The following is a 25,189-nucleotide window of genomic DNA, read 5'->3' as shown; positions in this document are numbered from 1 at the left end:
GACTTAAAAGTTGGGTCGTTAGGAGGGGAAAAGTGCTTAAACGGTGCGTTTCGCTTTTTGCTTGTAACGGTCGAAAATCACCGCCGCCAGTAGGATCAGGCCGCGTACCACATACTGAGAGAACGGGGAGATGTTCAGCAGGTTCATGGCGTTCTCAACCGTGCCGAGGATCAGGATACCCGCCACCACATATGAGATTTTTCCGATGCCGCCTTTAAGCGATACGCCGCCTAAAACGCAGGCAGAGATGACAATCAGCTCATAACCAATCGACGTCATCGGCTGTCCACTGGTCATCCGCGAAGCCAAAATAATCCCCGCCGCTGCCGACACCAGTCCGGAAAGCACAAAGATAATAATCTTCGTACGCACAACCGGAACACCTGCCAGACGCGCCGCTTCTTCATTGCCACCAATCGCCAGGGTGTTGCGCCCAAAAGTGGTTCTGTTCAGCAAGAAACCGAAAATGATCAGACAGCCCACCGTCAGCCAGATTGGCGCGGGCAGACCCAGCCAGTTGGCGTAGCCCAGCGCAAAAAATCGCTCGTCTTCAATACCCACCGCTTTACCGTCAGAGATGATGTACGCCAGACCGCGCACAATCTGCATGGTCGCGAGGGTGGTAATCAGGGCGTTGATTTTTAAACGCGCGATCACGAAGCCGTTCACCAGCCCGCTGAGCATACCCAGCATCAGACCCGCAAAAACGCCAATCCACAGGCTTTCCGTCATGTTGATGACCACTGCCGTTGTCACGCCGGCACAGGCAATCACCGAGGCGACAGACAGATCGAAATCACCGGAGGCCAGACAGAAAAGCATGCCGCAGGCGACCATGCCAGACATAGAAATCGCCAGCCCGAGGCCTTTCATATTGATGAAGCTGGCGAAGTTAGGCACAAAAATCGCACAGCCGATAAACAGGACGGCAAACACCACCAGCATTCCGTATTGATCCCAGATGCGACCAAGGCTGAAAGCCGACTTCTGCGTTTGCGATGTAGTAACAGAGGACATCATTAACTCCTTACTCAGGCGACAGCCTGGCTGACTTTAGGCATGGCGAGGCTCAACGCCTGTTGTTCATTCGCCTGTTCATGGTGTAACTCGCCGGCAATATCGCCTTCACGCATCACGATGATGCGGTCTGCAACGCCAAGCACTTCGGGAAGATCGCTGGACGCAAACAGCACCGCCACGCCGCGTTTTGCCAGTTCATAGATGACGTTATAGATCTCGTGTTTGGCCCCAACGTCGATGCCGCGGGTCGGTTCATCGAGCAAAATGACCTTCATCTCTTCTGACAGCCAGCGGCCGAGAATCGCCTTCTGCTGGTTGCCGCCGGAGAGGTTCATGATCAACTGTTCAGCGCCCGGCGTTTTAATATTCAGCGAACGGATATGGTGATCCGCATTGCTGGATTCCCAGCCGTCATTAATCAGGCAGCCCGCACGAATAAACTTACGCCGCGCTGAAATATTAATGTTGTCGCGAACCGAGTGAACCGGAATGATCCCGTCGGCTTTGCGGTCTTCCGGACACAGCATCATGCCCGCGCGAATGGCGTGCGCCGGTTTTTGGATATTCACCGGCTGGCCGTCGATGTAGACCTGGCCTTCCGTGATGCGCGTCCCGCCAAACAGCCCTTTCATTAATTCACTGCGTCCAGCGCCCACCAGACCGAACAGGCCGACGATTTCGCCGCTGCGCACCGTCAGGCTGATTGGCGTGCGTACGCCAGGCGCTTTTACATTCTCAAGACGCAAACGCTCTGCGCCGTACTGCCGTGGTTGCCAGTGATAGATATCCCCCAGCTCGCGTCCGACCATCGCCTGCACCAGCTGATCATGATTAACCTGCTGCATGTCGGTGAAGGTCCGCACGTAGCGACCATCCTTGAAAACGGTAATGGCATCGCTCAGGGCAAAGATCTCTTCCATACGGTGTGAAACATATAAAATGATGCGCCCTTCTTTGCGCAGTTCACGAATAACGCGGAACAGGTTTTCGATTTCACGCGCGGAGAGTGAACTTGTCGGCTCATCGAAGGCGATAATTTTCGCGTTTCTCGCCAGCGCCTTGGCAATCTCCACCATCTGCCATTGACCGATAGACAGGTATTTCAATGGGATTTGCGGATCAATATCCAGGCCCAGATGTTTTAGCTGCAGCCCGGCTTCATAATTGAGTAAAGAGCGATTAACGAAACCGCCTTTATGCGGGAGTTGTCCCAGATAGATATTTTCCGCTACCGTCATCTCAGGAACCAAATGCAGTTCCTGATAGATAATAGCGACCCCGGCATTCAGCGCAGCGGTGGTATCCGCAAACGCCATCTCTTCACCACGAATGGCGATGGTTCCGGTCGTCGGGGAATAGTTTCCGCTGAGGATTTTTAACAGCGTGGATTTTCCCGCGCCATTCTCCCCCATCAGGGCATGAACCTGACCCGGATAGCAGTCAAAGCTGATATCGGTCAGCGCATTAACACCGGGAAACGTTTTACCGATGCCGCGGAAAGAGAGATACGGGTCAGACTGTTGCATAACGTCTCCGTGATTCCAGTAGTGTACGGCTGGCCCCTCGTAAATGAGGGGCGCAATCACAACGAATTACTTACCGCCCAGTCCTTTTTTGGCGAGTTCCTCTTTGAAGTTGTCACGGGTGATCAGCACAACGTCAGTGACCTCCGTAAACTTCGGTGGCTCAGCGTCTTTGGTCACCCAGTTGTAGAGCATTTCGCTGGATTTGTAGCCGTGGACATCCGGGCTTGGCAGCAGGGAGCCATAGAAACCGGTCGCCTGTGCTTTCGACAGCTCACTCACCGCATCAACACCGTTAATGCCCACACCAATCACATCAGGGGCTTTAAAGCCCTGCCCTTCCGTTGCACGCACGCCGCCCAACACGGTGTTGTCGTTCATGCCCAGCACCAGCCAGTGTTTCACTTCAGGATGCTGAACCAGCATGGAGTTAGCGGCATCAAATGCGCCTGGGATATCGTTCGATTTCGTCGGCACTTTATAGATTTGCGCTTCCGGGAAGCCTGCTGCTTTAAGCGCATCCATGGAGCCGGTTGTGCGGCGGCGAGCGGTGTCCAGCTCATCGGCCGTAATCGCCATTACGGCGGTTTCTTTCACGTCCCAACCGCGTTTCTGCATCTCTTTATAGAGTTCCTGGCCCTGACGCTCCCCGATTTTGGTGGCCGCCATCATCACCAGTGGAACGGTATCCATCGGTTTGCCTTTTGCGGTAACGAACTGATCGTCAACCGCAATGACTTTCATCCCGTAACCCTTCGCTTTAGCGACAATAGCCGAGCCGAGTTTCGGATCCGGCGTACAAATCACGAAACCTTTTGCGCCGCTGGCCGCGAGGCTATCAATCGCATTTAACGTTTTTTCACCATCTGGTACGGCGATTTTAATGACTTCAAAACCCAGATCTTTCCCGGCTTTATCCGCGAATTTCCACTCGGTCTGGAACCAGGGTTCTTCTGGCTGTTTAACCAAAAAACCGAGTTTTAAATTCTCTGCCATAGCGGATTGTGACATAACGGCAGCCAGACCGATGGCCGCGAGCGTTTTAGTAAATTTGTGCATGGTTATCTCCAGCTTTAGCGTTCTTTTATGTAGGGAACATTGACGTACTTTTTATTTAATCGGACTTAAAACAAGGCATTAGAGAAAACCTGTTATAAGTGATAGTGCTGGAGATAGTTTTAGCGGGAAATTAATCATCCATAAGAGAGCGCCATCACACCGCAGAATTACAGTAATTGCGTGCATAGATTCAGCGAGAAATGACATAAAAATGACGGGGTTTGTCGGACAAATCAGAAGGGGTTAAGCAAGATTATCCATAAGGTCAGCTAAGAAGTCCCTGTAAGCCGAACGCCATAGCGTCCGGCTCAGAATTTACCAGGCGTAGTAAATGTGATCGGCGTGATCGCGAACCGGCGTTTCATCACCCAATAAACGTGCCGAGAGCGTCAGGGCAAAATCAAACGCATGTCCAAGACCTTTTCCGCTCAGAAGGTTTTGATCTTCAACGACAGGGGCATCGACATATTCGCCGTCAGTCACGGATTGCCATAAATCGCCAGAGCAGACATAGCGCCGCCCCTTGAGCAGGCCATTCCCGCCTAATACTCGCGCCGCTGCAGAGCAAATAGGGCATATTAATTTGCCGGCTTCATCATGCATGGATATAAAACGGATAACGTCCCGACTGGCGGCCAGATTCACACTGCCCTGTGGCCCGCCGGGCAGTACCACGGCATCGTACAGGGTATCCATCCGCTCCCGTAGCGTGCTGTCTGCCACCATAGGAATATCGTGGTAACTCACCACCGCTCGCGACTCTGCACAGGCCAGCATTTCAACCTCAATGTGCATACGTCGCAGAATATCAATGGTGATAATGGCTTCTGCTTCTTCAAATCCTGGTGCTAACAATACTGCGACTTTCGCCATGGAGCCTCCATTTCAATATAATTTAAAACATCGTTTCATCTTCATGGAAAGCGCACAATCAAAAATGTGCCTGGATCACACTTTTTAGTATTTTATATAAAATGATCCACCTCAATATATGCCACCTCTCAAAAATAAACATGTCACGGTATTTATGATATCAAAACAAATAAACAACCTAACTTTCTGTAATAGATGGCAAATACAATAAAAATGACATTTCATCCCCTGATAAATATAAGTCGAGATAATTCATAACAGGTGAAGGAATAATAAAAAATGTCATTGTTCGTAAATCTAATCCTTTAAGCATTTTCTTAGCGCGGTGATGACGCTATGCTGATTTGAGTCAGTAAAGAAAGTGAACAGTCGATCACATTCAGGACATGCTGAACAGCTCTATTCTCGTATCAATGATCGGGTTCCAGAAATAAGGATATTATTATGACGACGCCAGGAATGATTCAGAAACTCAACGCCCAGATGAATCTTGAATTCAACACCTCCAATCTGTATCTCCATTTAAGCAACTGGTGTACCGAACACAGTCTCAACGGTACAGCCACTTTCCTGCGCGCCCAGGCGCAAAGCAATATCACGCAAATGATGCGTGTTTTCGACTTTATGAAAAGTGCCGGGGGTAATCCTGTGGTTAAAGCCATGAATATGACCGATGGCTCTTATTCTTCGCTTGAAGAGCTTTTCCAAAAAACGCTCGACGATTATGAAACACGTTTGACCACGCTGAACAAACTCGCTGACGAAGCAGAATTCCTTCAGGACAGCGCTACGCTCGATTTTTTACAGGATATGGAAAAAGACCAGCAGCACGACGGTGTATTGCTGAAAACCATTCTTGATGAAGTGCGTAGCGCGAAATGTGCAGGGCTTTGTGTTGAGCAAACCGATCAACATTTACTGAATCTGGTGAATTGCCAGCGTCATTAATCGTGCAGTCTACAGATGAAGTCTGTGGTCGTCCGGCCCGCAGACCCTTCTCTGGTTGTTAATCATTCGTTACCAACTCTTTGCTTTTATTGAAATTTAACAAATCCGATCTGGCTCCCAACCAATACCCTCACAAAATGAAATGATTTAGGCAATTTCATTATTGACGAGGGAGCTTCATGATCACCATCGAGTTTATAGTCATCATTCTTTGCCTGCTGGTTGGAACACGTTTTGGCGGGATGGGGCTTGGGCTGATAAGCGGCATCGGCCTTTTCATTTTAACCTTTATCTTTGGATTGCAACCCGGCAAGCCGCCTGTTGACGTGATGCTCACGATTCTCGCGGTGATCGGCTGCGCGGCGACGTTACAAACGGCTGGCGGGCTGAACGTGATGATGCAGTTTGCAGAACGACTACTGAGGCGACATCCGCAGCACATTACCCTCCTCGCCCCCTTCACCACCTGGACGCTCACTTTCCTGTGCGGTACGGGACACGTGGTTTACACCATGTTTCCAATTATCGCTGATATCGCGCTTAAAAAAGGGATACGTCCGGAACGTCCTATGGCGGTGGCATCTATCGCGTCACAGATGGCGATTACCGCCTCGCCGGTTTCCGTTGCCGTGGTATCGCTGGTCTCCATTATCGGCGCCCAGCATGGCGTTGGACAGGCATGGGGGATTCTCGAGATCCTGGCCATTTCCGTTCCCGCCTCACTTTTCGGGGTGCTGATCGCGGCACTCTGGAGCCTGCGTCGCGGAAAGGATCTGGCGGATGACGTGGAGTTTCAGGAAAAGATAAAAGATCCGAAACAGCGCGAGTTTATCTTCGGCAGTACTGAAACATTAATGAATCAACGATTTCCTAAAGAGTCTTACTGGTCCACGTGGATTTTCTTTGCCGGTATAGCCGTCGTTGTTCTGCTGGGTGCACTTCCAGACTTACGTCCCGCGTTTGAAATTAAAGGGAAAATGACCGCACTGTCGATGAATCTGGTGATTCAAATGATGATGCTGATTGCCGGGGCCGTCATGCTGATAGTGTGTAAGGTTAATGCCTCGGCCATATCAAACGGTGCGGTGTTTAAAGCCGGTATGGTGGCGATTTTCTCTGTATTCGGCGTTGCCTGGATGAGTGATACGTTTTTCCAGGCCCATCTCGACGAGCTGAAAATGGCGCTGGAAGGGGTGGTGAAAAGCCATCCGTGGACCTACGCCATCGTGCTGTTTTTAGTTTCTAAGCTGGTGAACAGCCAGGCTGCCGCGTTGACGGCGGTCGCACCGATGGGATTGATGTTAGGCATCGAACCCAAAATGCTGATTGCCTTCTTCCCGGCATCGTACGGCTACTTTGTTCTTCCGACTTACCCAAGCGATTTAGCCTGTATCGGCTTTGATCGCTCCGGAACCACGCGCATCGGTAAATTTATCATCAACCACAGCTTTATTTTACCGGGGCTGATTGGCGTAAGCTGCGCCTGTGCGGCGAGCTATCTGCTGGTACAAACCTTCTTTTAATCTGCCAAAAGGGCGACGTTTCTCGTCGCCCTCTGCGTTTTTTGTCAAAAACCTTTCTAATTTCAAAACATCGGTTTATTTTAGTGCGACTCACCCTGCGGTGTGAATTTGAGTTCGATTAACGCGATGGCTTTTTGGATTGCGCGAAGCGTAACCGGATCCGCTGCAGCAGGATGGCTGGTGAAATCGATGTTTTTCAGTTGGGTGGACATTTTTTCGCGCACTTCGATAGGCGCAATAATGTCTAACACATCAAGGATTTGTTTGATTACCAACTGGCACGCGACGACGTCAGATACCAGTTCCTGATCGGCGCTCAGATTTTGAGACATAGGCTGCTCCTTTAATAAAGAGCGCCATAGTAGCAAAACGCCAGCCCTTTCATCTTCCCTCTCGTCGACCGCAGACATAAAAAAACCTGCCGAAGCAGGTTTTTTCATCAGAACATTGCGCCTGGCGGAACGTCTTTAAATGTATTGCAGTAGTTGGCCCACATGCTTTTGAGGATTTTGCGCAGTTTCATGGTCATGCTCCAGTAATTTGTTATGCAGGTGTAATTCTTTATCCGCATATAATATGACCAACATCACAAAAATCAATAATTATGTGATACGCGTCACAGTCAAAAAACCAACAATGCTGCCGGATTGTTAATAAAAGCACCGACAAATCCGTGAGTTAGCGCCTGATAAGTTCCAGTAAATTTTTATAAATTTTTTTGATACGGCAGGGTAAAGATGACAGAAAATATCAACGTGAAGGAGAGCCGCGGGATATCTCCAGCGGCACTTTTAGTCGCCGGTGCGTTCTTTATGGAGTTTCTCGATGGAACCGTGATTGCGACCGCCCTTCCAGATATGGCCAGGAGTTTTGGCGTTGAGGCGGTAGAGTTAAACATCGGCATCAGCGCTTACCTCATCACGCTCGCGGTACTGATCCCCGCCAGCGGCTGGATTGCCGATCGCTTCGGTGCCCGGAAGGTGTTCGCAGTTGCACTGGCCATCTTTACGCTGGCATCGGTATTTTGCGGGTTATCCACAACAGTCGATCAGTTCGTCGCCATGCGCATATTGCAAGGAATGGGTGGTGCGCTGATGGTGCCTGTGGGTCGGCTCGCCGTCTTGCGAACAACGCCTAAACATCTGCTCATCACAGCCATCGCCACGTTAACCTGGCCCGCGTTGGTTGCGCCGATAATCGGGCCGCCGCTCGGCGGATTTATTACGAGCTACGCCGACTGGCGCTGGATCTTCTTTATTAATGTTCCGCTTGGGATCATCGCGATTATCCTGGCGCTGCGTATTATCCCGGATTTGCATGAAGATGCCCGCCGTCCGTTCGACTTGCCGGGATTCATAGCAACGACCATCGCCATGGTAAGTCTGGTGTACGCGATGGAATCAATGGGGGCTCAGCAGACCGATACCGCTGTGACATTCGCGCTTTTGGCAGTCGGATGCGTAACATTGTTCTACGCTTTGCGCCATTTTCAACGCGCCAAATGGCCGATGATCCGCCTCGACGCCATGCAGGTCCCCACCTTTCGCGTGACAATGTACGGCGGTTCCCTGTTTCGCGCCTCTATTAGCGCAGTTCCCTTCCTGCTGCCGCTCATGTTTCAGGTCGGTTTTGGCATGGATGCGTTTCACTCTGGCCTGCTGGTGCTGGCCGTTTTCGTGGGGAACCTGACCATCAAACCTGCGACAACGCCGCTCATCCGTCGTCTGGGTTTTCGGAAATTATTACTGATTAATGGCGCGTTAAATGTCCTGTCGCTGTTGGCGTGCGCGCTTATCACGCCACAAACGCCTGTCTGGCTTATTTTGTTAATCTTGTATTTAGGCGGGGTTTTCCGTTCCATTCAGTTTACCGCCGTCAGCACGCTGGCCTTTTCTGATGTGCCTTCCGCGCAGATGAGCTACGCCAACACGCTGTTTTCGACGGCCACACAGCTCGCCGTCGGGTTGGGCATTACGTTGGGTGCGATTGGGATTCGTATTGGTGAGAAAATGAGCGATGCGTTAGGTATGGCTGCGATACCCGGTCTGAGCTTCCGGCTGGCCTTTGTCGCTATCGCCTTAATCTGCCTGATCGGAATGTTTGATACGCTAAGCCTGACCAAAGATGCAGGCAGCGCGGTATCGAAAAAACGATAATAAAAAAGCCAGCGCGATGCTGGCTTTTCGTCTTAGCGACTTATAGTAAGATTAACCGACGATACCGCGAACAAAGGCTTCAATCTCTTTGTCCTGGCAGTTTTCAAAGAAACACTGCTGGAAGCGCTGGCCTGACACGGCGGTTTTCACCAGTTCCGGGTCGATTGCGCGCAGTGTATCCAGATAGTTGTCCTTCACAACGGCGGCTTTAACCTGATTCAGGATACCGGCATTACGGACCTGTGGCTCTTTACGCTCCGGTGGATAACCTTCGCCTTTACGGCCAGTGAATGCTTTTTCAAAGATAAAGCGCACGTTCAGTTCCGCGCCCCAACCAAAGCCTTTGGCAAACGGCAGCGCCAGTGCGTTACCGTTGTTGATCTGGGCAAACAGGAAGGCATCAGCCGGATCGATACAGTAGCCGCAGTTCACGCCAGGATGGATGTTCAGGGACATCAACGCGCCCTGGCCGGTGCCGCAGCCGGTCACGACGAAGTCAACAGCCTTAGAATTGATCAGGATGCTGGCCATGATGCCCAGGTGGATGTACGTCAGGTGATGATCGTTCTCATCACTCATCCCCACGTTAAACACCGGGAAGCCTTTTTCGTCGGCTACGCCTTTCAATTCATTAAGAATAATGGCGTTTTTCCCCGCCTGGCTGTTTTCCATCATCAGTGCAATTTTCATTCTTCATCTCCTGAATGCGATGCGGGTTGTCCCGCCACAGATAGCTCGTCCACTCAACTCTACTATCTGGCAAACATACTTTCAAATTAACTGAAAAAATGTTTTAAAAAATTAAGGTGACTTCACACATTTCTGTTTTGACGGTGCAAATTTATGCGTGCGCATAAAGTGACGAAATTTGTACTCGCGAATCCGTCAGTTAGCTAGACTGCATTTTAAAGACCATAAAATCCTTTGGGGAACACCTGTGAATATGCGCCGCCGGAAGCCTCGCATCGCATTGCTAATCGGGATAATTATCCTTTATGGCCTGTTCTGGGCAAGAATAACGTTTGCACAACCCTCCCCTCAATCAAACCCTGTTCCCATCTGGATTTATGATGCCGACAGTTTTGAATACTGGCGCACTCCCCAGGGCGAAATGCAGGGTTTCTATCCCGAACTTATCCGCGCGATTAACCTTAAATATGACACACATCTGGAACTCAAGCCGATAGGTGGGCCTGAAATCGGACAGCGTTTTAATGCCGACAGCTACGGCGTGTATGCAGGCGTTCTGCGAACGGAGTCGAGGGCGCGCACCAAAATCCTCTCATCACAGTTGTTTATCAATGAAGTGGTAGCTGCCAGCCCATCGATGTGGGTGAATACTGCAGAAGAGCTGGCTAACGCTCGCGTTCTGTTTCGCCAGAATGATGCGACGCTTGAGAGCGTACAAAAGCGTTATCCGGATCTGACGTTTCGCTCAATTCACCTAGTCGCCACCAGCGAAGAAGCCTTCCGCTTACTGAGCGAGCGTAAAGCAGACTTCTACATCAATGACGCCAGTGAGATGGAAAACACCCAGCGCTACTACCTGCTCTCCCATCCTTTTCCTGAACTGCGTATCCCCGTGGTGCTAGCATTCAGCCCGGAGCTGCGCGATTTACGTGAAAAGGTAAATACCTTTATTGGTGAGTGGTACCGCAGCGGGGCGTTACGCCAGGCGCTGGAGGAGAGTAAGCGACAATACCTTCTCAGTCGTATTGTTATTTCAAATGATGAAAAAGCCTGGCTTGCCAATAATCATCTGGAAATCTGGTTACCTAAAAATGAAAACTTTGCGCCGATAATCTGGAAAGACAACCGTGGTTACCAGGGAACCGCGATCAATATGATTAATGACATGCGCGAATTACTCGGCATGGAAGTGGATGTTCATTTTATTGATAATTATGCCGAAACGCTGGACAAACAGCGCTGGCCTGTTCGTCTTGTTGATGTCGCCGAAAGCAGCAATACCGAGCATGCAGCAGGTCGAATTGGGCCGGACATTGCCTGGCACAACGTCTATTACAATCGAATCAAACAGCCATTTTTGTGGGATGAGGAAAGTATTCGCAGCCAGCGTGTCGGCGTGCTGGAGGGATCGTTCTCCGCCCGCTATTTACAGGAACGATTCGGTAATGACGTCGTTATCGTGACACAACACAGCCTTAACGGCCTGATCGATGCCATCGAAAACAACAAAATTGACTATATTCTGGGCGATTTAAGTTCGCTGGAGTCGACGCTTCGCGGCAATGAGTTGTTCCGGGGCGTGCTAAAAGTGGCTGGCATCACGCGATCTGAGTTTATTGTCGGCCCCTGGGTTCAGCCCGATCACCCTCTCTTTCACCTGCTCACTCAGATTCACCGCCTCTCCAGCTTCCGTACGCAACTGGAGCGCCAGGAAGAACCTGATTTCTTTCCTGATTTAACCAAAAACACGCTGAAAATAGTCAGCGTCATTTTGCTTGTGACGGCGCTGTTTAGCCTGTTTATGCTGATAATGATGCGCCGCCATATAAAAGAGAATCGGTTAATCAATCGCAATATTGTGCAGGCGCTGGAAAAGGTCAACCGCGCGCACGATGACGAGACCGGAAGCCATATCCAGCGCGTCGCGAAATACTGCGTAATGATGGCTCGCGAGCTGAAATTGTCCCGCAAAATGATCGCAGACATTGAGCATTTCGCTTCGCTGCATGATGTCGGGAAAATCGCCGTCCCCGACCGCATTTTGCGCAAGCAGGGGCCGCTAACGCCTCAAGAATTCAGCGAAATGAAACTGCATACGACGAAAGGCTATATGATCATTCAGGGCCTGGCGCTGGGTCCGGTCGCGGAAAATATTATTCACTTCCATCACGAAAAATGGGACGGCAGCGGCTATCCCGAGGGGCTTCGCGGCGAGAATATTCCGCTAGAAGCACGCATCCTGGCGTTGGCGGATGTGTACGACGCATTACGGCAAAAACGCGTGTACAAACCCGCATTTACTCACGAACAGGCGTGCGAGGTGATCTTTGATGGCGCTGGACGCCACTTCGATCCGCAACTCATTGCGTTATTCCGCAAACACCATCTCAAGTTTCGCACGATATTTGACAGTCTGGCGGATTAAGCCCCGCCTTCGCGAAGAGAAAGAGCGGATTGGCTGGCTATTCCAGGCATTGCACGCCGGATCAGACGGTAGGATAGAGTGTTTTCAATGACTCAGAGCGAAATATGAAGAGATTATTCCTTGCAGGCGCGCTTATGTTGCTCGCGGGTTGTAATGTGACCCGCCAGGCTGAAGTGAACAGCGTGGACAGCACCAGCGGCGTTGTCAGGCTCAATATGGGTCAGGCAATACTGCAAAATAGCCATTATGATGATTACGTGACTAACGGTACGGCGACACGTGAATGCCAGGCAATGGGTTATGCGACCGCTTCAGCCTATGGCCAGCCGATAAAAACCTGCACTGTTGTCAGCGGTTCGCTGTGCCTGAATGAAAGCGTGACTATCCAGTACAAATGCCAGGGTTACGCGATTAGTCCCTCGGCAAAGCAAACCTACTATTAATACCTACTATTAATAATAGTGCTGCCAGAATAGCGCTGGCAGCATATTCAAATAAGAAACAGAACAATTCTCATTAAAATATTAACCATTGCCAATGCGTTTTATTCCCATTCGTATTTTAAATAAATAATATCTTTATTTTACCTTTTGCAAATAATTTAATAACAAATTATAGTGGCGCTCTGCCCGACTCATAAATAATTATATGGAGCTGCACTATGCTGAAAACTGAAATGATCGATAAGCTCAACGAGCAAATGAACCTTGAGCTTTTTTCATCCCTGCTTTATCAACAGATGAGTGCCTGGTGTAGCTTCCACAGTTTTGAAGGCGCAGCCGCATTTCTGCGTCGTCACGCTCAGGAAGAGATGACGCACATGCAGCGTCTGTTTGATTATCTGGCCGATACCGGCAGTCTGCCGCGCATTAATCCTGTTGCATCCCCTTTCGCGGAGTACGCCTCTCTGGATGAATTGTTCCGCGCAACGTACGAACATGAACAGCTGATCACGCAAAAAATTAATGAATTAACCCACGCTGCGATGATTGGTCAGGATTATCCAACCTTTAATTTCCTGCAGTGGTATGTGGCAGAACAACACGAAGAAGAGAAATTGTTTAAATCTGTTCTGGATAAATTGTCACTGGTGGGTAAATCTGGCGAAGGTCTGTACTTTATTGATAAAGAGCTTTCCACGCTCGACACCCAGAATTAATTTTAAAAGGGAGCCTGCTGGCTCCCTTTTTTAATGCTGACATATTTTACTTTGGTGCGTAGAAAACCCTTCCGATAAGGGAATAAATTTACCTTTATTCTTCAGGAATTCCACGAGCTGCGCGGCCGTCATATTCTCCGCAGAACACGTATGGAAACGCGCACTTTCACCGAATCGCGTATGGATAACCTGAATCAGACTGGTTTCTGAATATTGCTCATCAGATTCCAGCATCATATTGAGCACTTCATGCCCGTGAATTGACGTCATAACCCCTCCAGAAAGAAAGGCACAGACTACACGCGAAGTCGGCCTCACGCCTTGCGCTGGCACAGGTTTACATGCACCCGGCACAGCTGGTGCATCGCCAGTCATGAGGATTAATCGCCTGATAAAAGGCGCGATAGTTGACGCTTTCGAGCGGAATACCGTTGTCGAAGAACAGGTCGGTGAGCCACTCGACGTTTTCAATTATCCACTCATCCTCTTTCAAACCCTGGGCAAAAATCTCATCGTCCGGATCCATAATGTTGTAGATCGCCCACGTCCCCATATCTTTTTCACGACGCGGCTCAGGCAATTCAAGTGCCTCACCGTTGTAGTGAATAATCCAGTGTCCGTGACACAGTAAATTGCCCGAACGACTCCATACGGCCTGAAAGGGATTATCCCCTGCCATCAGCTTCTCACTTTTGTTGATTATTTATATTTACTGTTTAAGGTACGCCTGATTTTCGCGCGAAAGTATTGCCCTTATGAAGTAGGCAAAACCCTCAAAAGTATCAGCCAGTTGCCCTAAATATCGCACCAAGCCGAAATCGTAAATATTTTATTACACCACTTGTAACGGTGATTTGACGAAGTGGTGCTTTTCACTTACTCTGCGCCGCAGAATGGGTTGCGATTTGTTGTTGCGGTAGAGGAAAGCGTGAGAAACAGAACTCTGGGAAGTATTTTTATCGTCGCAGGCACGACGATTGGCGCAGGAATGCTGGCGATGCCGCTGGCCGCTGCCGGTGTCGGCTTTAGCGTCACGTTACTGCTTTTAGGCTGCCTGTGGGCGCTGATGTGCTACACGGCATTGCTGCTGCTTGAGGTCTATCAGCACGTTCCTGCTGACACAGGGCTTGGCTCGCTGGCGGCACGCTATCTGGGCCGCTACGGTCAATGGATCACCGGTTTCAGCATGATGTTCCTGATGTACGCGCTGACCGCGGCTTATATAAGCGGCGCGGGTGAGTTGATCGCCTCAAGTGTGAATGACTGGTTTGGTACGGACATTTCCCCGGCGACCGGCGTTATCTTTTTCACCGTAATCGGTGGCGGCGTGGTATGTGTCGGGACCTCTCTTGTCGATCTGTTTAACCGTTTTCTGTTTAGCGCCAAAATTATTTTCCTGGTGGTGATGCTCGTTCTGCTTGCCCCCCACGTGCACAAAGTCAATTTACTGACACTTCCGCTTCAGCAAGGCCTGGCGCTTTCCGCCATCCCGGTGATTTTCACTTCATTTGGCTTTCACGGTAGCGTGCCGAGCATTGTGAGCTACATGAACGGTGATATCCGCAAGCTGCGTCGGGTGTTTATCATCGGCAGCGCCATTCCATTAATTGCTTATATCTTCTGGCAACTGGTGACGTTGGGCAGCATCGATTCCTCGACGTTTATCGGCTTAATGGCTGACCATTCCGGTTTGAATGGATTCCTTCAGGCGCTGCGTGAAGTGGTAGCCTCGCCGCATGTTGAGCTGGCGGTTCATCTGTTTGCCGACCTTGCGCTGGCGACCTCTTTCCTCGGCGTGGCGCTGGGTCTGTTCGATTATCTGGCGGACTTGTTCCAGCGCCGTCGCTCCGTCGGTGGCCGCATCCAGACTGGCGTTGTGACCTTCTTGCCGCCACTCGCCTTCGCGCTGTTTTATCCACGCGGATTTGTGATGGCGCTGGGGTACGCGGGCGTGGCGCTCGCCGTGCTTGCGCTGCTGCTTCCTTCCCTTCTGGCATGGAAAAGCCGTCAGCAACATCCTGACTCAGGCTATCGGGTATGGGGGGGCAAACCGCTTCTGGCAATGGTATTCACCTGCGGTATTGTGGTTATCCTGGTACAGTTTTCAATCGCAGCAGGATTGTTACCGGAAATCGGTTAAGAAAAGGGGCTCATAATGAGCCCTATTTTTATCAATGCAATTAATGCAAACAGCAGCTTTTGAATTTCTTACCGCTGCCGCACGGACAAGGATCGTTACGGCCCACTTTCGTACCATTGATGATCGGTTGCTGGGCCACGGTCACCAGCGGGTTCGCCACCCAGTAGTTATATAAACGAAGCGCCGCCGGTTTGATTCGTTCAATGCTGGCGTGATATTCGTCTTCGGTCAATTCATCCAGCTGTTCGGCATTCGCTTCCGTTCCGTGCAGCGTAATGATGTCTAAATCGGCTTTCAGCGCTTCCGGCAACGATGACCAGTCGGTCAGTGCCATCCCGCGCATATAGCCGTAACACCACTCTTCCACCACGGTGTAGCTTTTCCCGTCCACGTCGTTAACCCCGAAAACCGGTTCAAACTGATCGGGATAATCACTCAGCCGCTCAGCGATATCGTTCAAATGCTTAAAGCAGAGATCGATAAATCGGTTCATTTCGCGATCGTTTTTCCAGCGCGGAACATACTTTTGACCGCCCCACACCGCCACCAGCCAGGTATCGGGTTCAACGACTACCGGACCCGATAAAACCGCGGTAAGCATGCCGTCAAGCTCGGAAACGTCAATCACGGACGCATCCTCATGACCGTAAGACATCAACGTCTCTTCCAGCCACTCCAGTTCGTTTTCAGTTAATGGGCCTTCAGTCATTGCAGACACTCCTGATAAAAAAAGAAAACGATTTTATCACAGAATGCCCAGGGACTTCTCAACGCCAGCGTCAGGCGTGCGGCGCAGCGTGTTCAAACACCGATAACAACACCATCCTCATGGGCTTTCCTGGTGCAAAATAGCTTGAATCGTGACCGTTGCACACGTGGCGGGCATTATTGTTAATGAGATGTGATCCCCGCTGTAATTTCAGTTGATGCCGCCAGAGCGCATAAAACGGCGCTCTATACTGAAATAAGTCAAAACCCCGCAACGGGTTATCCACTCTGGCAACCATTTTGCTTAATGTTCCTGCCCGTAAAGGGTGACAGGAAATCTCGTCGTATCAGCAGGATATTGTCAGGCTCGCGTTTGTTTCGTGCATTTTGTTCTCGCTTTTGTTTTTGGATTGACTGCGCCATCTGCCTTCAGGTTTTGGTCCGTGGTGCAAAAACCTCTTTGCTAAGGAACATAATAATGTCGCTGAAATTACTCAGAAGTCCCCTTTCTCTTGTAGTAGCAGGTTGTCTGGTCACGGCATTTTCCGCTCAGGCGGATATCGTCATTGGCGTCGCGGGGCCATTCACCGGGCCAAACGCGACCTATGGCGATCAGTACTGGCATGGGGCGACTCAGGCCGCCGAAGATATCAATGCCGCCGGTGGGATCAACGGAGAAAAGATTAAGCTGGTTCAGGGTGATGACGCCTGCGAGCCTAAACAGGCCGTCTCCGTCGCTAACCGTCTGGTTGATCAGGACAAAGTCAAAGCGGTTGTCGGGCATTTTTGCTCATCGTCGACGATGCCTGCCTCCGAGGTGTACAACGATGCAGGCGTCCTGGCCATCACTCCAGGCTCTACCAACCCGTTAATCACCGAACGCGGCATGAGCGATATGTTCCGCATGTGCGGACGTGACGATCAGCAAGGGAAAGTCGCCAGCGATTTTATTATTGATAAGCTGAAGGCCAAACGGGTGGTGATCATTCACGATAAAGACACCTACGGTCAGGGACTGGCGGATGCGACGAAAGCCGCGCTGGCAAAGCGTGGCGTTAATGACGTGATGTACGAAGGCTTGTCGCGCGGTGAGAAAGACTTCAACGCCCTGGTCACGAAAATTGGCGCGCAAAAACCGGATGTCGTGTTCTTCGGTGGCTGTCACCCGGAAGCCGGTCCACTGGTGCGTCAGATGCGTGAGCAAGGCGTGCAGGCCAAATTCTTCTCCGGCGACTGTATCGTCAACGAAGAGATGGTGACCGCGGCAGGTGGGCCGAAATACACCAACGGTATTTACATGACCTTTGGCAAAGATCCCCGTTTGATCCCCGACGGCAAAGCCGTCATCGAGAAATTCCGCACCAGTAAATTTGAACCCGAAGGTTACACCCTTTATTCCTACGCCTCTGTTCAAGCCATCGCCGCAGCCTTTAAAGCGACTGGCGGTACGGATTCTGCCAAAGCCAGCGCCTGGCTGAAGGCCAATCCGGTTGAAACGGTGATGGGCAAAAAATCCTGGGATGACAAGGGTGACCTGAAAGTCTCCGACTACGTCGTGTATCAGTGGGATGACAAAGGGAAATATACCGAAGTGCCGTAACGGAACGGCGTCACGCTCAACGTCGATAGCTTTTTATCGACGCGATATAACCATCAGGCTGCACGCATGTGTCGTGCAGCCCATAACACGAGCGCGCGGTGATGAGCACATTCTTTCTTCAGCAGTTGATCAACGGCTTAACGCTAGGTTCCGTTTACGGACTCATTGCCATCGGCTATACGATGGTATACGGCATTATCGGGATGATAAATTTCGCTCACGGCGAAGTGTATATGATTTCCGCCTATCTCAGCGCCATCGGCCTGGCGTTGCTCGCCTGGTTTGGCCTGGAGTCATTTCCGTTATTAATCCTCGGCACGCTGGTTTTCACCATTATCGTGACGGGCGTCTATGGCTGGACGATTGAACGCATCGCTTATAAACCGCTGCGCAACTCAACGCGTCTGGCTCCGCTGATCTCGGCCATCGGGATGTCATTAATCCTGCAAAACTATGCACAAATCAGCCAGGGGCCGCGTCAGCAAGGCGTGCCAACAATGCTGGATGGCGTGTTCCGTTTTCACCTTGGCGAGGGGTTTGTCCAGGTCACCTATACCAAAGTGTTTATTCTGATTGCCTCGTTCGCAGGCATGCTGCTGCTCACCTGGATAATCAGCAATACCCGATTAGGACGCATGTGCCGCGCCGTTCAGCAGGACCGCAAAATGGCGTCGATTTTAGGTATAAACACGGACCGGATTATTTCGCTGGTGTTCGTGATTGGTGCAGCCATGGCTGGCCTTGCGGGTGTGTTGATTACCATGAACTACGGCACCTTTGATTTTTACGTCGGGTTTGTTATCGGCATCAAAGCCTTTACGGCTGCGGTTCTCGGCGGGATTGGGTCGCTGCCGGGGGCGATGCTGGGCGGATTGATTCTCGGGATCGCCGAGGCACAATTTTCGGGGATGGTGAATTCTGATTACAAAGATGTGTTTTCGTTTGGATTACTGGTGGTGATCCTCATTTTCCGTCCTCAAGGACTGCTTGGCCGCCCGGTTGTCGCCAAAGTATGAGGGAGTCAAATATGACATCGCAAACTGATGTGCACGACGGTTTTTCGCTCAAACGCTGCGTTCTGGATGCCATCTTTGCCGGCATGATCGCATTAATCATTTTTGGCCCCATCGTCGGCGTGGTGCTGGATGGCTACAGTTTCAACTTTGAAGGGCGACGGCTGGCGTGGATCGTTGCCACCGTGGTGACGGGGCGCTTTTTACTGAGCGCGTTTTTGATGACGGCTATGGGAACACGGTTATTATCCCGTTTCGATACCGATAACTCGGGCGTTTACGTCCGGCCACCTGAGTATAAAAGCCGGATGCGCTGGATTATCCCGCTGGTGCTGACACTGGCAGTTTGTTTCCCGTTTATCGCCACAAAATATGTACTGACGGTCGCGATCCTCGGGCTGATTTATGTCCTGTTAGGGCTGGGGCTGAATATCGTTGTCGGCCTGGCGGGCTTGCTGGACCTGGGCTACGTCGCCTTTTACGCTATTGGTGCTTACGGTTTAGCGCTGGGTTATCAATACCTGGGCCTGGGATTCTGGACGATGTTGCCGCTGGCGGCACTAATGGCTGCCGCAGCCGGCGCTTTACTGGGATTTCCGGTTTTGCGCATGCACGGCGATTATCTGGCGATTGTGACGCTCGGATTCGGGGAAATTATCCGCCTTATCCTCAACAACTGGCTGACCTTCACCGGCGGACCAAACGGTGTTTCGGCCCCTCCTCCCACCTTTTTCGGCCTTGAGTTTGGACGACGAGCCAAAGAAGGCGGCGTGCCGTTCCACGAGTTTTTCCATCTGACCTACAACCCCAACCTGAAGTTTATTTTCATCTATGTCGTCCTCCTGCTGGTCGTTTTGCTGGTGCTCTACGTCAAACACCGTCTGACGCGTATGCCGATTGGACGCGCGTGGGAAGCGTTGCGTGAGGATGAAATCGCCTGTCGTTCGATGGGGCTAAATCATGTGCTGGTCAAACTCTCCGCATTTACCCTTGGCGCGTCGACGGCAGGTATTGCCGGGGTGTTCTTCGCGACCTATCAGGGATTTGTTAACCCCACGTCGTTTACGTTTTTTGAGTCCGCGCTGATCCTCGCCATCGTCGTTTTAGGCGGAATGGGATCGACTGTCGGTGTGGTGTTAGCCGCATTCGTACTCACCGTCACGCCAGAGCTGTTGCGCAGCTTTGCGGAATACCGCGTGCTGTTATTTGGCATGCTGATGGTCGTGATGATGATCTGGCGGCCGCGCGGTCTGATTCGCATTAACCGCAGCGGATTTGCAGTTCGCAAAGGAGTCGCGCCATGAACGGGACGATATTAAACGTTGAACATTTAATGATGCATTTTGGCGGGATTAAGGCGCTAAACGATGTGAATCTGGACGTCCAGCGCGGCTCAATAACCGCTTTAATCGGCCCGAATGGTGCCGGAAAAACCACGGTGTTTAACTGTCTGACAGGTTTCTACAAAGCCTCTGGCGGCACGATTCTGTTCAATACGCTCAGCAAAACCACCAACGTGATTCAGGTTCTTGGGCAAAAATTTCAGCCCGGAGACTGGATCAATCCGGCGCAGCTTGGGGGGCGTATTTTCTACAAAATGTTTGGCGGAACGCATCTGGTCAACCGCGCAGGACTGGCTCGCACATTCCAGAATATCCGCCTTTTTCGGGAAATGTCCGTGGTGGAAAACCTGCTGGTCGCGCAGCACATGCGCGTTAACCGAAACCTGATTGCCGGCGTGCTGAATACCCCCGCGTACCGCCGTGCGGAGAGCGACGCGTTGGATCGAGCATTTTACTGGCTAGAGGTAGTGGATCTGGTTGATTGCGCTAATCGCCTGGCGGGTGAGATGTCCTACGGTCAGCAGCGGCGTCTCGAAATTGCGCGCGCAATGTGTACGGGGCCAGAGATGCTGTGTCTGGATGAACCCGCCGCTGGGTTAAACCCCGTCGAAACGCGTGCGCTGAGTAAAATCATTCGTTTTTTGCGCGACCATCATAAAATCACGGTCTTGCTGATTGAACATGATATGGGAATGGTGATGGAAATTTCGGATCACATTATTGTTCTCGACCATGGCGATGTGATTGCGCAGGGTAAACCGCATGAAATCCAGCATGATGAGAAGGTTATCGCCGCGTATCTGGGCACCGATGAAAGCGAGGTCAGCGTATGAGCGAGACGATGCTGGAGTTTAAGGACGTGGATGTGTTTTATGGCGTGATTCAGGCATTAAAGCAGGTGTCTTTGCAGATGAATCAAGGCGAAACCGTGGCGCTGATTGGGGCTAACGGCGCGGGAAAATCGACGCTATTGATGTCCATTTTCGGCCAGCCACGCATTCGAAAAGGTCAGATCCTGTTTTGCGGCGAGGATATCAGCCATCAATCGACGCATTACGTGGCGTCGGGCGGTATCGCGCAGGCTCCGGAAGGTCGACGTATTTTCCCGGATATGACCGTTGAAGAAAATTTGCTGATGGGGACCATTCCTGTGGGTAACCAACATGCCGCGCACGATCTGCAAACGATGTTTGATTTGTTTCCGCGGCTGAAAGAGCGGCGTAAACAGCGCGCGATGACCATGTCCGGGGGAGAGCAGCAAATGCTAGCGATTGCGCGGGCGTTGATGAGTCGTCCAAAACTCCTGCTGCTTGATGAGCCAAGTCTTGGCCTTGCGCCAATCGTGGTAAAACAAATTTTCCAGACGCTGCGCGAGCTGGCGCGTAATGGAATGACAATTTTTTTGGTGGAGCAAAATGCGCATCACGCGCTCAAGCTTTCCGATCGCGGATATGTGATGGTCAACGGACAAATCCGACTGAGCGGTAGCGGTGAGGAACTTTTAGGTAATCAGGATGTGCGAAAAGCCTATTTGGGCGGCGTGTAATTCACTGGAATTTAGACACAAAGACCAGCCTGGGGTGGTTTCATAACACAGCTTATTGCTTCGAGAGTAGCCACCTCGTTTTTTGCCATTGAAACCTTATTTTTTAAATGAATATCAGAAGGCTATGTTCAACAGAATTCAGTATGGCGAATTTTTTGAATGGGCATTAGTACAAAACGGACGATGCCGTCAACGCGCAGGCTCACTCAATTTATGGTACACTGCCCTTCCCAGAGAAATTTGTTATGAAATCAGAAGACACCCTCGATTGGTACCCAGCCCAGCTTCCGCCAGTAAAAATCATCCTCGGTAATGCAGTACTCGAAGTCGGTAAAACAGGCCGCCCCATCAATGCCCGCACGATTCTTGAATACTTGCAGGTTACACAGAAAAAACTTACAGGCAGGGACAACAAAATTGCAATGCAAACTGCGATTGAAGTTCTGAAAGATAACCAGAAGATTAACGGTAGACTGTAAACGACGGCGTTGTGAAATCAAGATTTGACGGTTCAAAGAGACGTGAGCACTTCGTCATCAAAATGCGGATACGAGATTCTGATTAAAAAAGATGTCTCCTTTTCGCTTAAATATATTTGAGCCACATTACAGACCAGACCTGTAGATTTCCTCGAAAAAAAACTTGTGTTCCATAATTACGGCTATTCCCCAATTTAAAGTAAAAAAACACAAGTAATTAGTATATTAAACGTGTATCGTTGTCGTCCCTTATATCAGGAGATGCCTATGTCTGGACGTAAAAATTCACAAACCCGTCGTAATTACTTAGTTAAATGCCCATGCCCAAACTGTTCTAAAGACTCAGAACATAGTTTTAGTCGCGTTCAAAAAGGTTCCCAACTGGTCTGCCCGTTTTGCAGCACCTTGTTCAAGTCATCAAAATGACTGCAAAAAATTACTGCAGATATGATGAGCGTTACAACTAACGCCCCATATTTAGCAATAGTGTAGGGAATACCAAAAATGATGCTGCTGTAGGTCGTCTAATCATTGGCGCTCGTTACTGTTTGTACCGCCAGTTAACGTCAGCGTGTAGACTGTTCATCAGGAAAGCCTGCGCTTCATCATCGTGGTCAGCACATCGGTAACGATGCTGGCCTCAGTTTAAAACTTTCGGCCTTTCAGTCACCTTACCGTTATGCCTGCTCCGGCATTCTCTACATCGCAGAGCGACACATCTTTATTTTTCACAAAGTATGACGTTAGAAGCAGCGGGACCTTTATTACTTTTGTAAATAGTGTATTCGACCTTCTGTCCTTCAAACAGGGTTTTAAAATTATCCCCCTGAAGATTCGAAACATGAACAGAGATATCTTTTCCTCCATCAAGAGGAGAGATGAAACCAAAACCTTTGTCTTCTTTATACCACTTTACCAGGCCTCTAATTCTTGAGGACATATTTACTCCTGTTACGCATGATGAGTGAGATAATAAACGTATAATAATAAACGTATGGACTCAGAAGGAGGGGTATCAGCGATAGCACCTGGTAATGAGGACTGCCCGATAAAATGTTTACGTTCGCCTGTGCATCGAACTTAGCAGACCATTAAGGCACGGACAGTGATAATAAGCAAAGTATTCTTTACCCTCCGTCACATCCGGTGAGGTTATTTGCCGGATCGAACGCTTTTCCAGAGAAGGGTATCGCGCACATAATCGACATGTTTTTTACCTCTTATGAGGTCACGATTCTAAGGCCATCACACACGATTAATACACCAGCAACACTTTCATTTTGTTCATACTTATCAGCTTTAACCTGGCCCTTGAAGCGCCATGTTAGACGCACTATTGCGGTGCAGCGATCGATGTCACAACCCATCAAATAATCATCGCCACGGCCTAAAAACTACGGCTGAACGGTACACGAATGATGCAAGGCGTATATGCTTAAAGGTATCTATTAACAACGCGGGAAAGGCGACATGTTGAGCTTCTCATCCAACGAATTTGCCACAAACGATGTAGACAGGGTCATAGGCAGTGCTGTTTTTGACATTATCCAGGCAGGTGTAGCAGACCACATAACGCCCAAAATGCTCATTCAGCACCTTACCCGCAAGTATGTCTATATTTACGAGACGAGCTCTTCAGTTGACGAAGCGTTAGCATACGAAGCGGCAATAAATTACCTCGCAAAGCGTTAATTAACATCCCTGCGTAGATAACACGATGTCCAACCTACGCCAGGCTGACTGAGGAGCGGTTAGCCTCCGGGATAAACAGCAGATATCTGGTCACAAAACAATTTCGCACACGGCTCGTTACGACAGGAAAATAAAAATTATATCGGTCACAAGCGGTCAAAAATAAGCGGTAATATTAGGAAGGAAGTGAGATAACACTATTTTTAGGCACAAAAAAACCACCCGTAGGTGGTTTAACGACACTGCTTATCATTGATTTTATTCTTGTTTTCCCATGGTACCCGGAACGAGACTTGAACTCGTACAGCCTATGGCCGAGGGATTTTAAATCCCTTGTGTCTACCGATTCCACCATCCGGGCTCGGGAAGAAATTGGAGGCGCGTTCCGGAGTCGAACCGGACTAGACGGATTTGCAATCCGCTACATAACCGCTTTGCTAACGCGCCTTAAAATCTTTTTACTCAGCACCCGCTATTGCCGATGCCTATAATTTGGAGCGGGAAACGAGACTCGAACTCGCGACCCCGACCTTGGCAAGGTCGTGCTCTACCAACTGAGCTATTCCCGCAATCATCAAGTCATTATGCTAATCACTTGATTTCACTACCGACTGGCTAAGCGTACCGCCGTTCGATGCGTTGCATTCTACTTATATGACGGTTTGAGTCAACGTTAATTTTTGCATCCCAGGATCGTTTGCTGAAATTTGCGTCGAAACGATCACTGTTCAAGCAAATCGCCGCGTGAAGCGTTCAGATATTGCAGCATAGACCATAACGTCAACACGGCAGCAACCCACAACAAGCCAATCCCAGCCCACTCTACCCACGCATTTGGACGCCACAGCATCCACACCAGCGACGCCATCTGGGCGGTCGTTTTGACTTTGCCAATCCAGGAAACCGCGACGCTGCTGCGTTTACCCAGCTCCGCCATCCACTCACGCAGTGCAGAGATAATAATTTCGCGACCAATCATGGTAGCGGCTGGGAGCGTCACCCACCATGTGTGGTAATGCTCGGCGACCAGCACCATCGCAATGGCGACCATCACTTTATCCGCAACAGGATCAAGGAACGCCCCAAAACGCGTGCTCTGATTCCAGCGACGCGCCAGATAACCATCAAACCAGTCCGTCACCGCGGCGATAAGAAAAATGAATGCACATGCGAAAGGTGCCCAGGTGAACGGCAGGTAAAATGCCAGAACAAAGAAGGGGATAAGTACGACGCGAAAAAGCGTAAGTAACGTAGGGATATTAAATCGCATAGTGACGGTAACTGTCTGTTGT

The 25,189-nt window shown here is 50.3% G+C and carries 26 protein-coding genes and 3 tRNA genes; 14 read left to right on the top strand and 15 right to left on the bottom strand.

Annotation, left to right across the window (positions count from 1 at the left end; translation table 11 throughout):
• Positions 1 to 36 precede the first annotated feature (36 nt).
• From araH to AC0LWE_RS14090, 4 genes are all read right to left on the bottom strand, one after another.
• Complete coding sequence (gene araH, locus AC0LWE_RS14105) at positions 37 to 1,017, bottom strand: L-arabinose ABC transporter permease AraH (protein ID WP_133630401.1); 981 nt, start codon at positions 1,015 to 1,017, stop codon at positions 37 to 39.
• Between the two features lie 14 nt (positions 1,018 to 1,031).
• Positions 1,032 to 2,546, bottom strand: coding sequence for an L-arabinose ABC transporter ATP-binding protein AraG (gene araG / locus AC0LWE_RS14100; protein WP_059179671.1), 1,515 nt, complete (start codon positions 2,544 to 2,546; stop codon positions 1,032 to 1,034).
• A gap of 66 nt (positions 2,547 to 2,612) precedes the next feature.
• The gene (gene araF, locus AC0LWE_RS14095) at positions 2,613 to 3,602 is read right to left on the bottom strand and encodes an arabinose ABC transporter substrate-binding protein AraF (RefSeq protein WP_131488581.1); all 990 of its coding nucleotides are present in this window, start codon (positions 3,600 to 3,602) and stop codon (positions 2,613 to 2,615) included.
• A 315-nt stretch (positions 3,603 to 3,917) separates the two neighbouring features.
• Positions 3,918 to 4,475: a DJ-1 family glyoxalase III gene (locus tag AC0LWE_RS14090; RefSeq protein WP_202714217.1), complete on the bottom strand. Its 558-nt coding sequence runs from the start codon at positions 4,473 to 4,475 to the stop codon at positions 3,918 to 3,920.
• Between the two features lie 444 nt (positions 4,476 to 4,919).
• Between AC0LWE_RS14090 and AC0LWE_RS14085 the strand changes: the two genes are divergently transcribed.
• Together AC0LWE_RS14085 and AC0LWE_RS14080 are read left to right on the top strand one after the other, a co-directional pair.
• Positions 4,920 to 5,423 carry a non-heme ferritin-like protein gene (locus tag AC0LWE_RS14085; protein ID WP_219347628.1) on the top strand — a complete coding sequence of 168 codons (504 nt, stop codon included), beginning with the start codon at positions 4,920 to 4,922 and terminating at the stop codon, positions 5,421 to 5,423.
• Between the two features lie 179 nt (positions 5,424 to 5,602).
• Positions 5,603 to 6,946: an anaerobic C4-dicarboxylate transporter gene (locus AC0LWE_RS14080; protein WP_059179667.1), complete on the top strand. Its 1,344-nt coding sequence runs from the start codon at positions 5,603 to 5,605 to the stop codon at positions 6,944 to 6,946.
• 80 nt (positions 6,947 to 7,026) lie between these two features.
• Here AC0LWE_RS14080 and AC0LWE_RS14075 read toward each other — a convergent pair whose 3' ends face one another.
• A complete protein-coding gene (locus AC0LWE_RS14075) occupies positions 7,027 to 7,278 on the bottom strand; it encodes a DUF2766 family protein (protein WP_015959482.1) in 252 nt (83 codons plus the stop codon).
• Between the two features lie 107 nt (positions 7,279 to 7,385).
• Entirely contained in the window at positions 7,386 to 7,469 is an 84-nt protein-coding gene (gene azuC / locus AC0LWE_RS14070; protein ID WP_014832437.1) for a stress response protein AzuC, read from the bottom strand.
• Positions 7,470 to 7,683: 214 nt separating this feature from the next.
• On the opposite strand from azuC, the gene AC0LWE_RS14065 reads away from it, so the two are divergent.
• Positions 7,684 to 9,102 carry an MFS transporter gene (locus AC0LWE_RS14065; RefSeq protein ID WP_219347627.1) on the top strand — a complete coding sequence of 473 codons (1,419 nt, stop codon included), beginning with the start codon at positions 7,684 to 7,686 and terminating at the stop codon, positions 9,100 to 9,102.
• Positions 9,103 to 9,153: 51 nt separating this feature from the next.
• On the opposite strand, the gene AC0LWE_RS14060 is transcribed toward AC0LWE_RS14065, so the two are convergent.
• Positions 9,154 to 9,792, bottom strand: coding sequence for an RpiB/LacA/LacB family sugar-phosphate isomerase (locus AC0LWE_RS14060; protein ID WP_059179665.1), 639 nt, complete (start codon positions 9,790 to 9,792; stop codon positions 9,154 to 9,156).
• A gap of 421 nt (positions 9,793 to 10,213) precedes the next feature.
• On the opposite strand from AC0LWE_RS14060, the gene AC0LWE_RS14055 reads away from it, so the two are divergent.
• From AC0LWE_RS14055 to ftnA, 3 genes are all read left to right on the top strand, one after another.
• Positions 10,214 to 12,217 carry an HD domain-containing phosphohydrolase gene (locus AC0LWE_RS14055; protein WP_234593616.1) on the top strand — a complete coding sequence of 668 codons (2,004 nt, stop codon included), beginning with the start codon at positions 10,214 to 10,216 and terminating at the stop codon, positions 12,215 to 12,217.
• 104 nt (positions 12,218 to 12,321) lie between these two features.
• Positions 12,322 to 12,660: a YecR family lipoprotein gene (gene yecR, locus AC0LWE_RS14050; RefSeq protein WP_219347626.1), complete on the top strand. Its 339-nt coding sequence runs from the start codon at positions 12,322 to 12,324 to the stop codon at positions 12,658 to 12,660.
• A 218-nt stretch (positions 12,661 to 12,878) separates the two neighbouring features.
• Positions 12,879 to 13,376 carry a non-heme ferritin gene (gene ftnA, locus AC0LWE_RS14045; RefSeq protein WP_059179662.1) on the top strand — a complete coding sequence of 166 codons (498 nt, stop codon included), beginning with the start codon at positions 12,879 to 12,881 and terminating at the stop codon, positions 13,374 to 13,376.
• Between the two features lie 30 nt (positions 13,377 to 13,406).
• Here the strand turns inward: ftnA and AC0LWE_RS14040 are convergent, their stop codons facing one another.
• Positions 13,407 to 13,646, bottom strand: a complete 240-nt coding sequence (locus AC0LWE_RS14040) for a YecH family metal-binding protein (protein ID WP_059179661.1) — start codon at positions 13,644 to 13,646, stop codon at positions 13,407 to 13,409.
• Between the two features lie 67 nt (positions 13,647 to 13,713).
• Positions 13,714 to 14,055 carry a hypothetical protein gene (locus tag AC0LWE_RS14035; protein ID WP_219347625.1) on the bottom strand — a complete coding sequence of 114 codons (342 nt, stop codon included), beginning with the start codon at positions 14,053 to 14,055 and terminating at the stop codon, positions 13,714 to 13,716.
• Between the two features lie 249 nt (positions 14,056 to 14,304).
• On the opposite strand from AC0LWE_RS14035, the gene tyrP reads away from it, so the two are divergent.
• Positions 14,305 to 15,516, top strand: a complete 1,212-nt coding sequence (gene tyrP, locus AC0LWE_RS14030; RefSeq protein WP_219347624.1) for a tyrosine transporter TyrP — start codon at positions 14,305 to 14,307, stop codon at positions 15,514 to 15,516.
• A gap of 40 nt (positions 15,517 to 15,556) precedes the next feature.
• On the opposite strand, the gene AC0LWE_RS14025 is transcribed toward tyrP, so the two are convergent.
• A complete protein-coding gene (locus tag AC0LWE_RS14025; RefSeq protein WP_131488567.1) occupies positions 15,557 to 16,225 on the bottom strand; it encodes a YecA/YgfB family protein in 669 nt (222 codons plus the stop codon).
• Positions 16,226 to 16,702: 477 nt separating this feature from the next.
• Here AC0LWE_RS14025 and AC0LWE_RS14020 point away from each other — a divergent pair, with 477 nt between their 5' ends.
• From AC0LWE_RS14020 to AC0LWE_RS13990, 7 genes are all read left to right on the top strand, one after another.
• On the top strand, positions 16,703 to 17,824 hold the full coding sequence (locus tag AC0LWE_RS14020) for a branched-chain amino acid ABC transporter substrate-binding protein (RefSeq protein WP_059179657.1): 1,122 nt from the start codon (positions 16,703 to 16,705) through the stop codon (positions 17,822 to 17,824).
• Positions 17,825 to 17,925: 101 nt separating this feature from the next.
• Positions 17,926 to 18,840, top strand: a complete 915-nt coding sequence (locus tag AC0LWE_RS14015) for an ABC transporter permease subunit (protein ID WP_059179656.1) — start codon at positions 17,926 to 17,928, stop codon at positions 18,838 to 18,840.
• A gap of 11 nt (positions 18,841 to 18,851) precedes the next feature.
• Positions 18,852 to 20,141: a high-affinity branched-chain amino acid ABC transporter permease LivM gene (gene livM, locus AC0LWE_RS14010; RefSeq protein WP_059179655.1), complete on the top strand. Its 1,290-nt coding sequence runs from the start codon at positions 18,852 to 18,854 to the stop codon at positions 20,139 to 20,141.
• The gene (locus AC0LWE_RS14005; protein WP_059179654.1) at positions 20,138 to 21,013 is read left to right on the top strand and encodes an ATP-binding cassette domain-containing protein; all 876 of its coding nucleotides are present in this window, start codon (positions 20,138 to 20,140) and stop codon (positions 21,011 to 21,013) included. Before livM ends, AC0LWE_RS14005 begins: the two co-directional genes overlap by 4 nt.
• Entirely contained in the window at positions 21,010 to 21,726 is a 717-nt protein-coding gene (locus tag AC0LWE_RS14000; protein ID WP_219347623.1) for an ABC transporter ATP-binding protein, read from the top strand. The genes AC0LWE_RS14005 and AC0LWE_RS14000 overlap by 4 nt, the downstream gene beginning before the upstream one ends.
• A gap of 245 nt (positions 21,727 to 21,971) precedes the next feature.
• Positions 21,972 to 22,205 carry a hypothetical protein gene (locus AC0LWE_RS13995; RefSeq protein ID WP_059179652.1) on the top strand — a complete coding sequence of 78 codons (234 nt, stop codon included), beginning with the start codon at positions 21,972 to 21,974 and terminating at the stop codon, positions 22,203 to 22,205.
• Between the two features lie 261 nt (positions 22,206 to 22,466).
• The gene (locus tag AC0LWE_RS13990; RefSeq protein WP_306439023.1) at positions 22,467 to 22,631 is read left to right on the top strand and encodes a YnfU family zinc-binding protein; all 165 of its coding nucleotides are present in this window, start codon (positions 22,467 to 22,469) and stop codon (positions 22,629 to 22,631) included.
• A 295-nt stretch (positions 22,632 to 22,926) separates the two neighbouring features.
• On the opposite strand, the gene AC0LWE_RS13985 is transcribed toward AC0LWE_RS13990, so the two are convergent.
• The 5 genes from AC0LWE_RS13985 to pgsA all read right to left on the bottom strand — a co-directional run bounded on the left by AC0LWE_RS13985 (position 22,927) and on the right by pgsA (position 25,167).
• The gene (locus AC0LWE_RS13985; RefSeq protein WP_059179651.1) at positions 22,927 to 23,145 is read right to left on the bottom strand and encodes a cold-shock protein; all 219 of its coding nucleotides are present in this window, start codon (positions 23,143 to 23,145) and stop codon (positions 22,927 to 22,929) included.
• A gap of 1,027 nt (positions 23,146 to 24,172) precedes the next feature.
• Positions 24,173 to 24,258 (bottom strand) — tRNA-Leu (locus AC0LWE_RS13980).
• Positions 24,259 to 24,270: 12 nt separating this feature from the next.
• A tRNA-Cys gene (locus AC0LWE_RS13975) sits at positions 24,271 to 24,344 on the bottom strand.
• A gap of 46 nt (positions 24,345 to 24,390) precedes the next feature.
• Positions 24,391 to 24,466: transfer RNA gene (locus AC0LWE_RS13970), tRNA-Gly, on the bottom strand.
• A 152-nt stretch (positions 24,467 to 24,618) separates the two neighbouring features.
• Positions 24,619 to 25,167, bottom strand: coding sequence for a CDP-diacylglycerol--glycerol-3-phosphate 3-phosphatidyltransferase (pgsA, locus tag AC0LWE_RS13965; RefSeq protein ID WP_015959501.1), 549 nt, complete (start codon positions 25,165 to 25,167; stop codon positions 24,619 to 24,621).
• Positions 25,168 to 25,189: the final 22 nt, after the last annotated feature.

It is taken from the genome of Lelliottia sp. RD5, from assembly GCF_056032945.1.
This window is presented reverse-complemented; position numbering and strand designations above follow the sequence as displayed.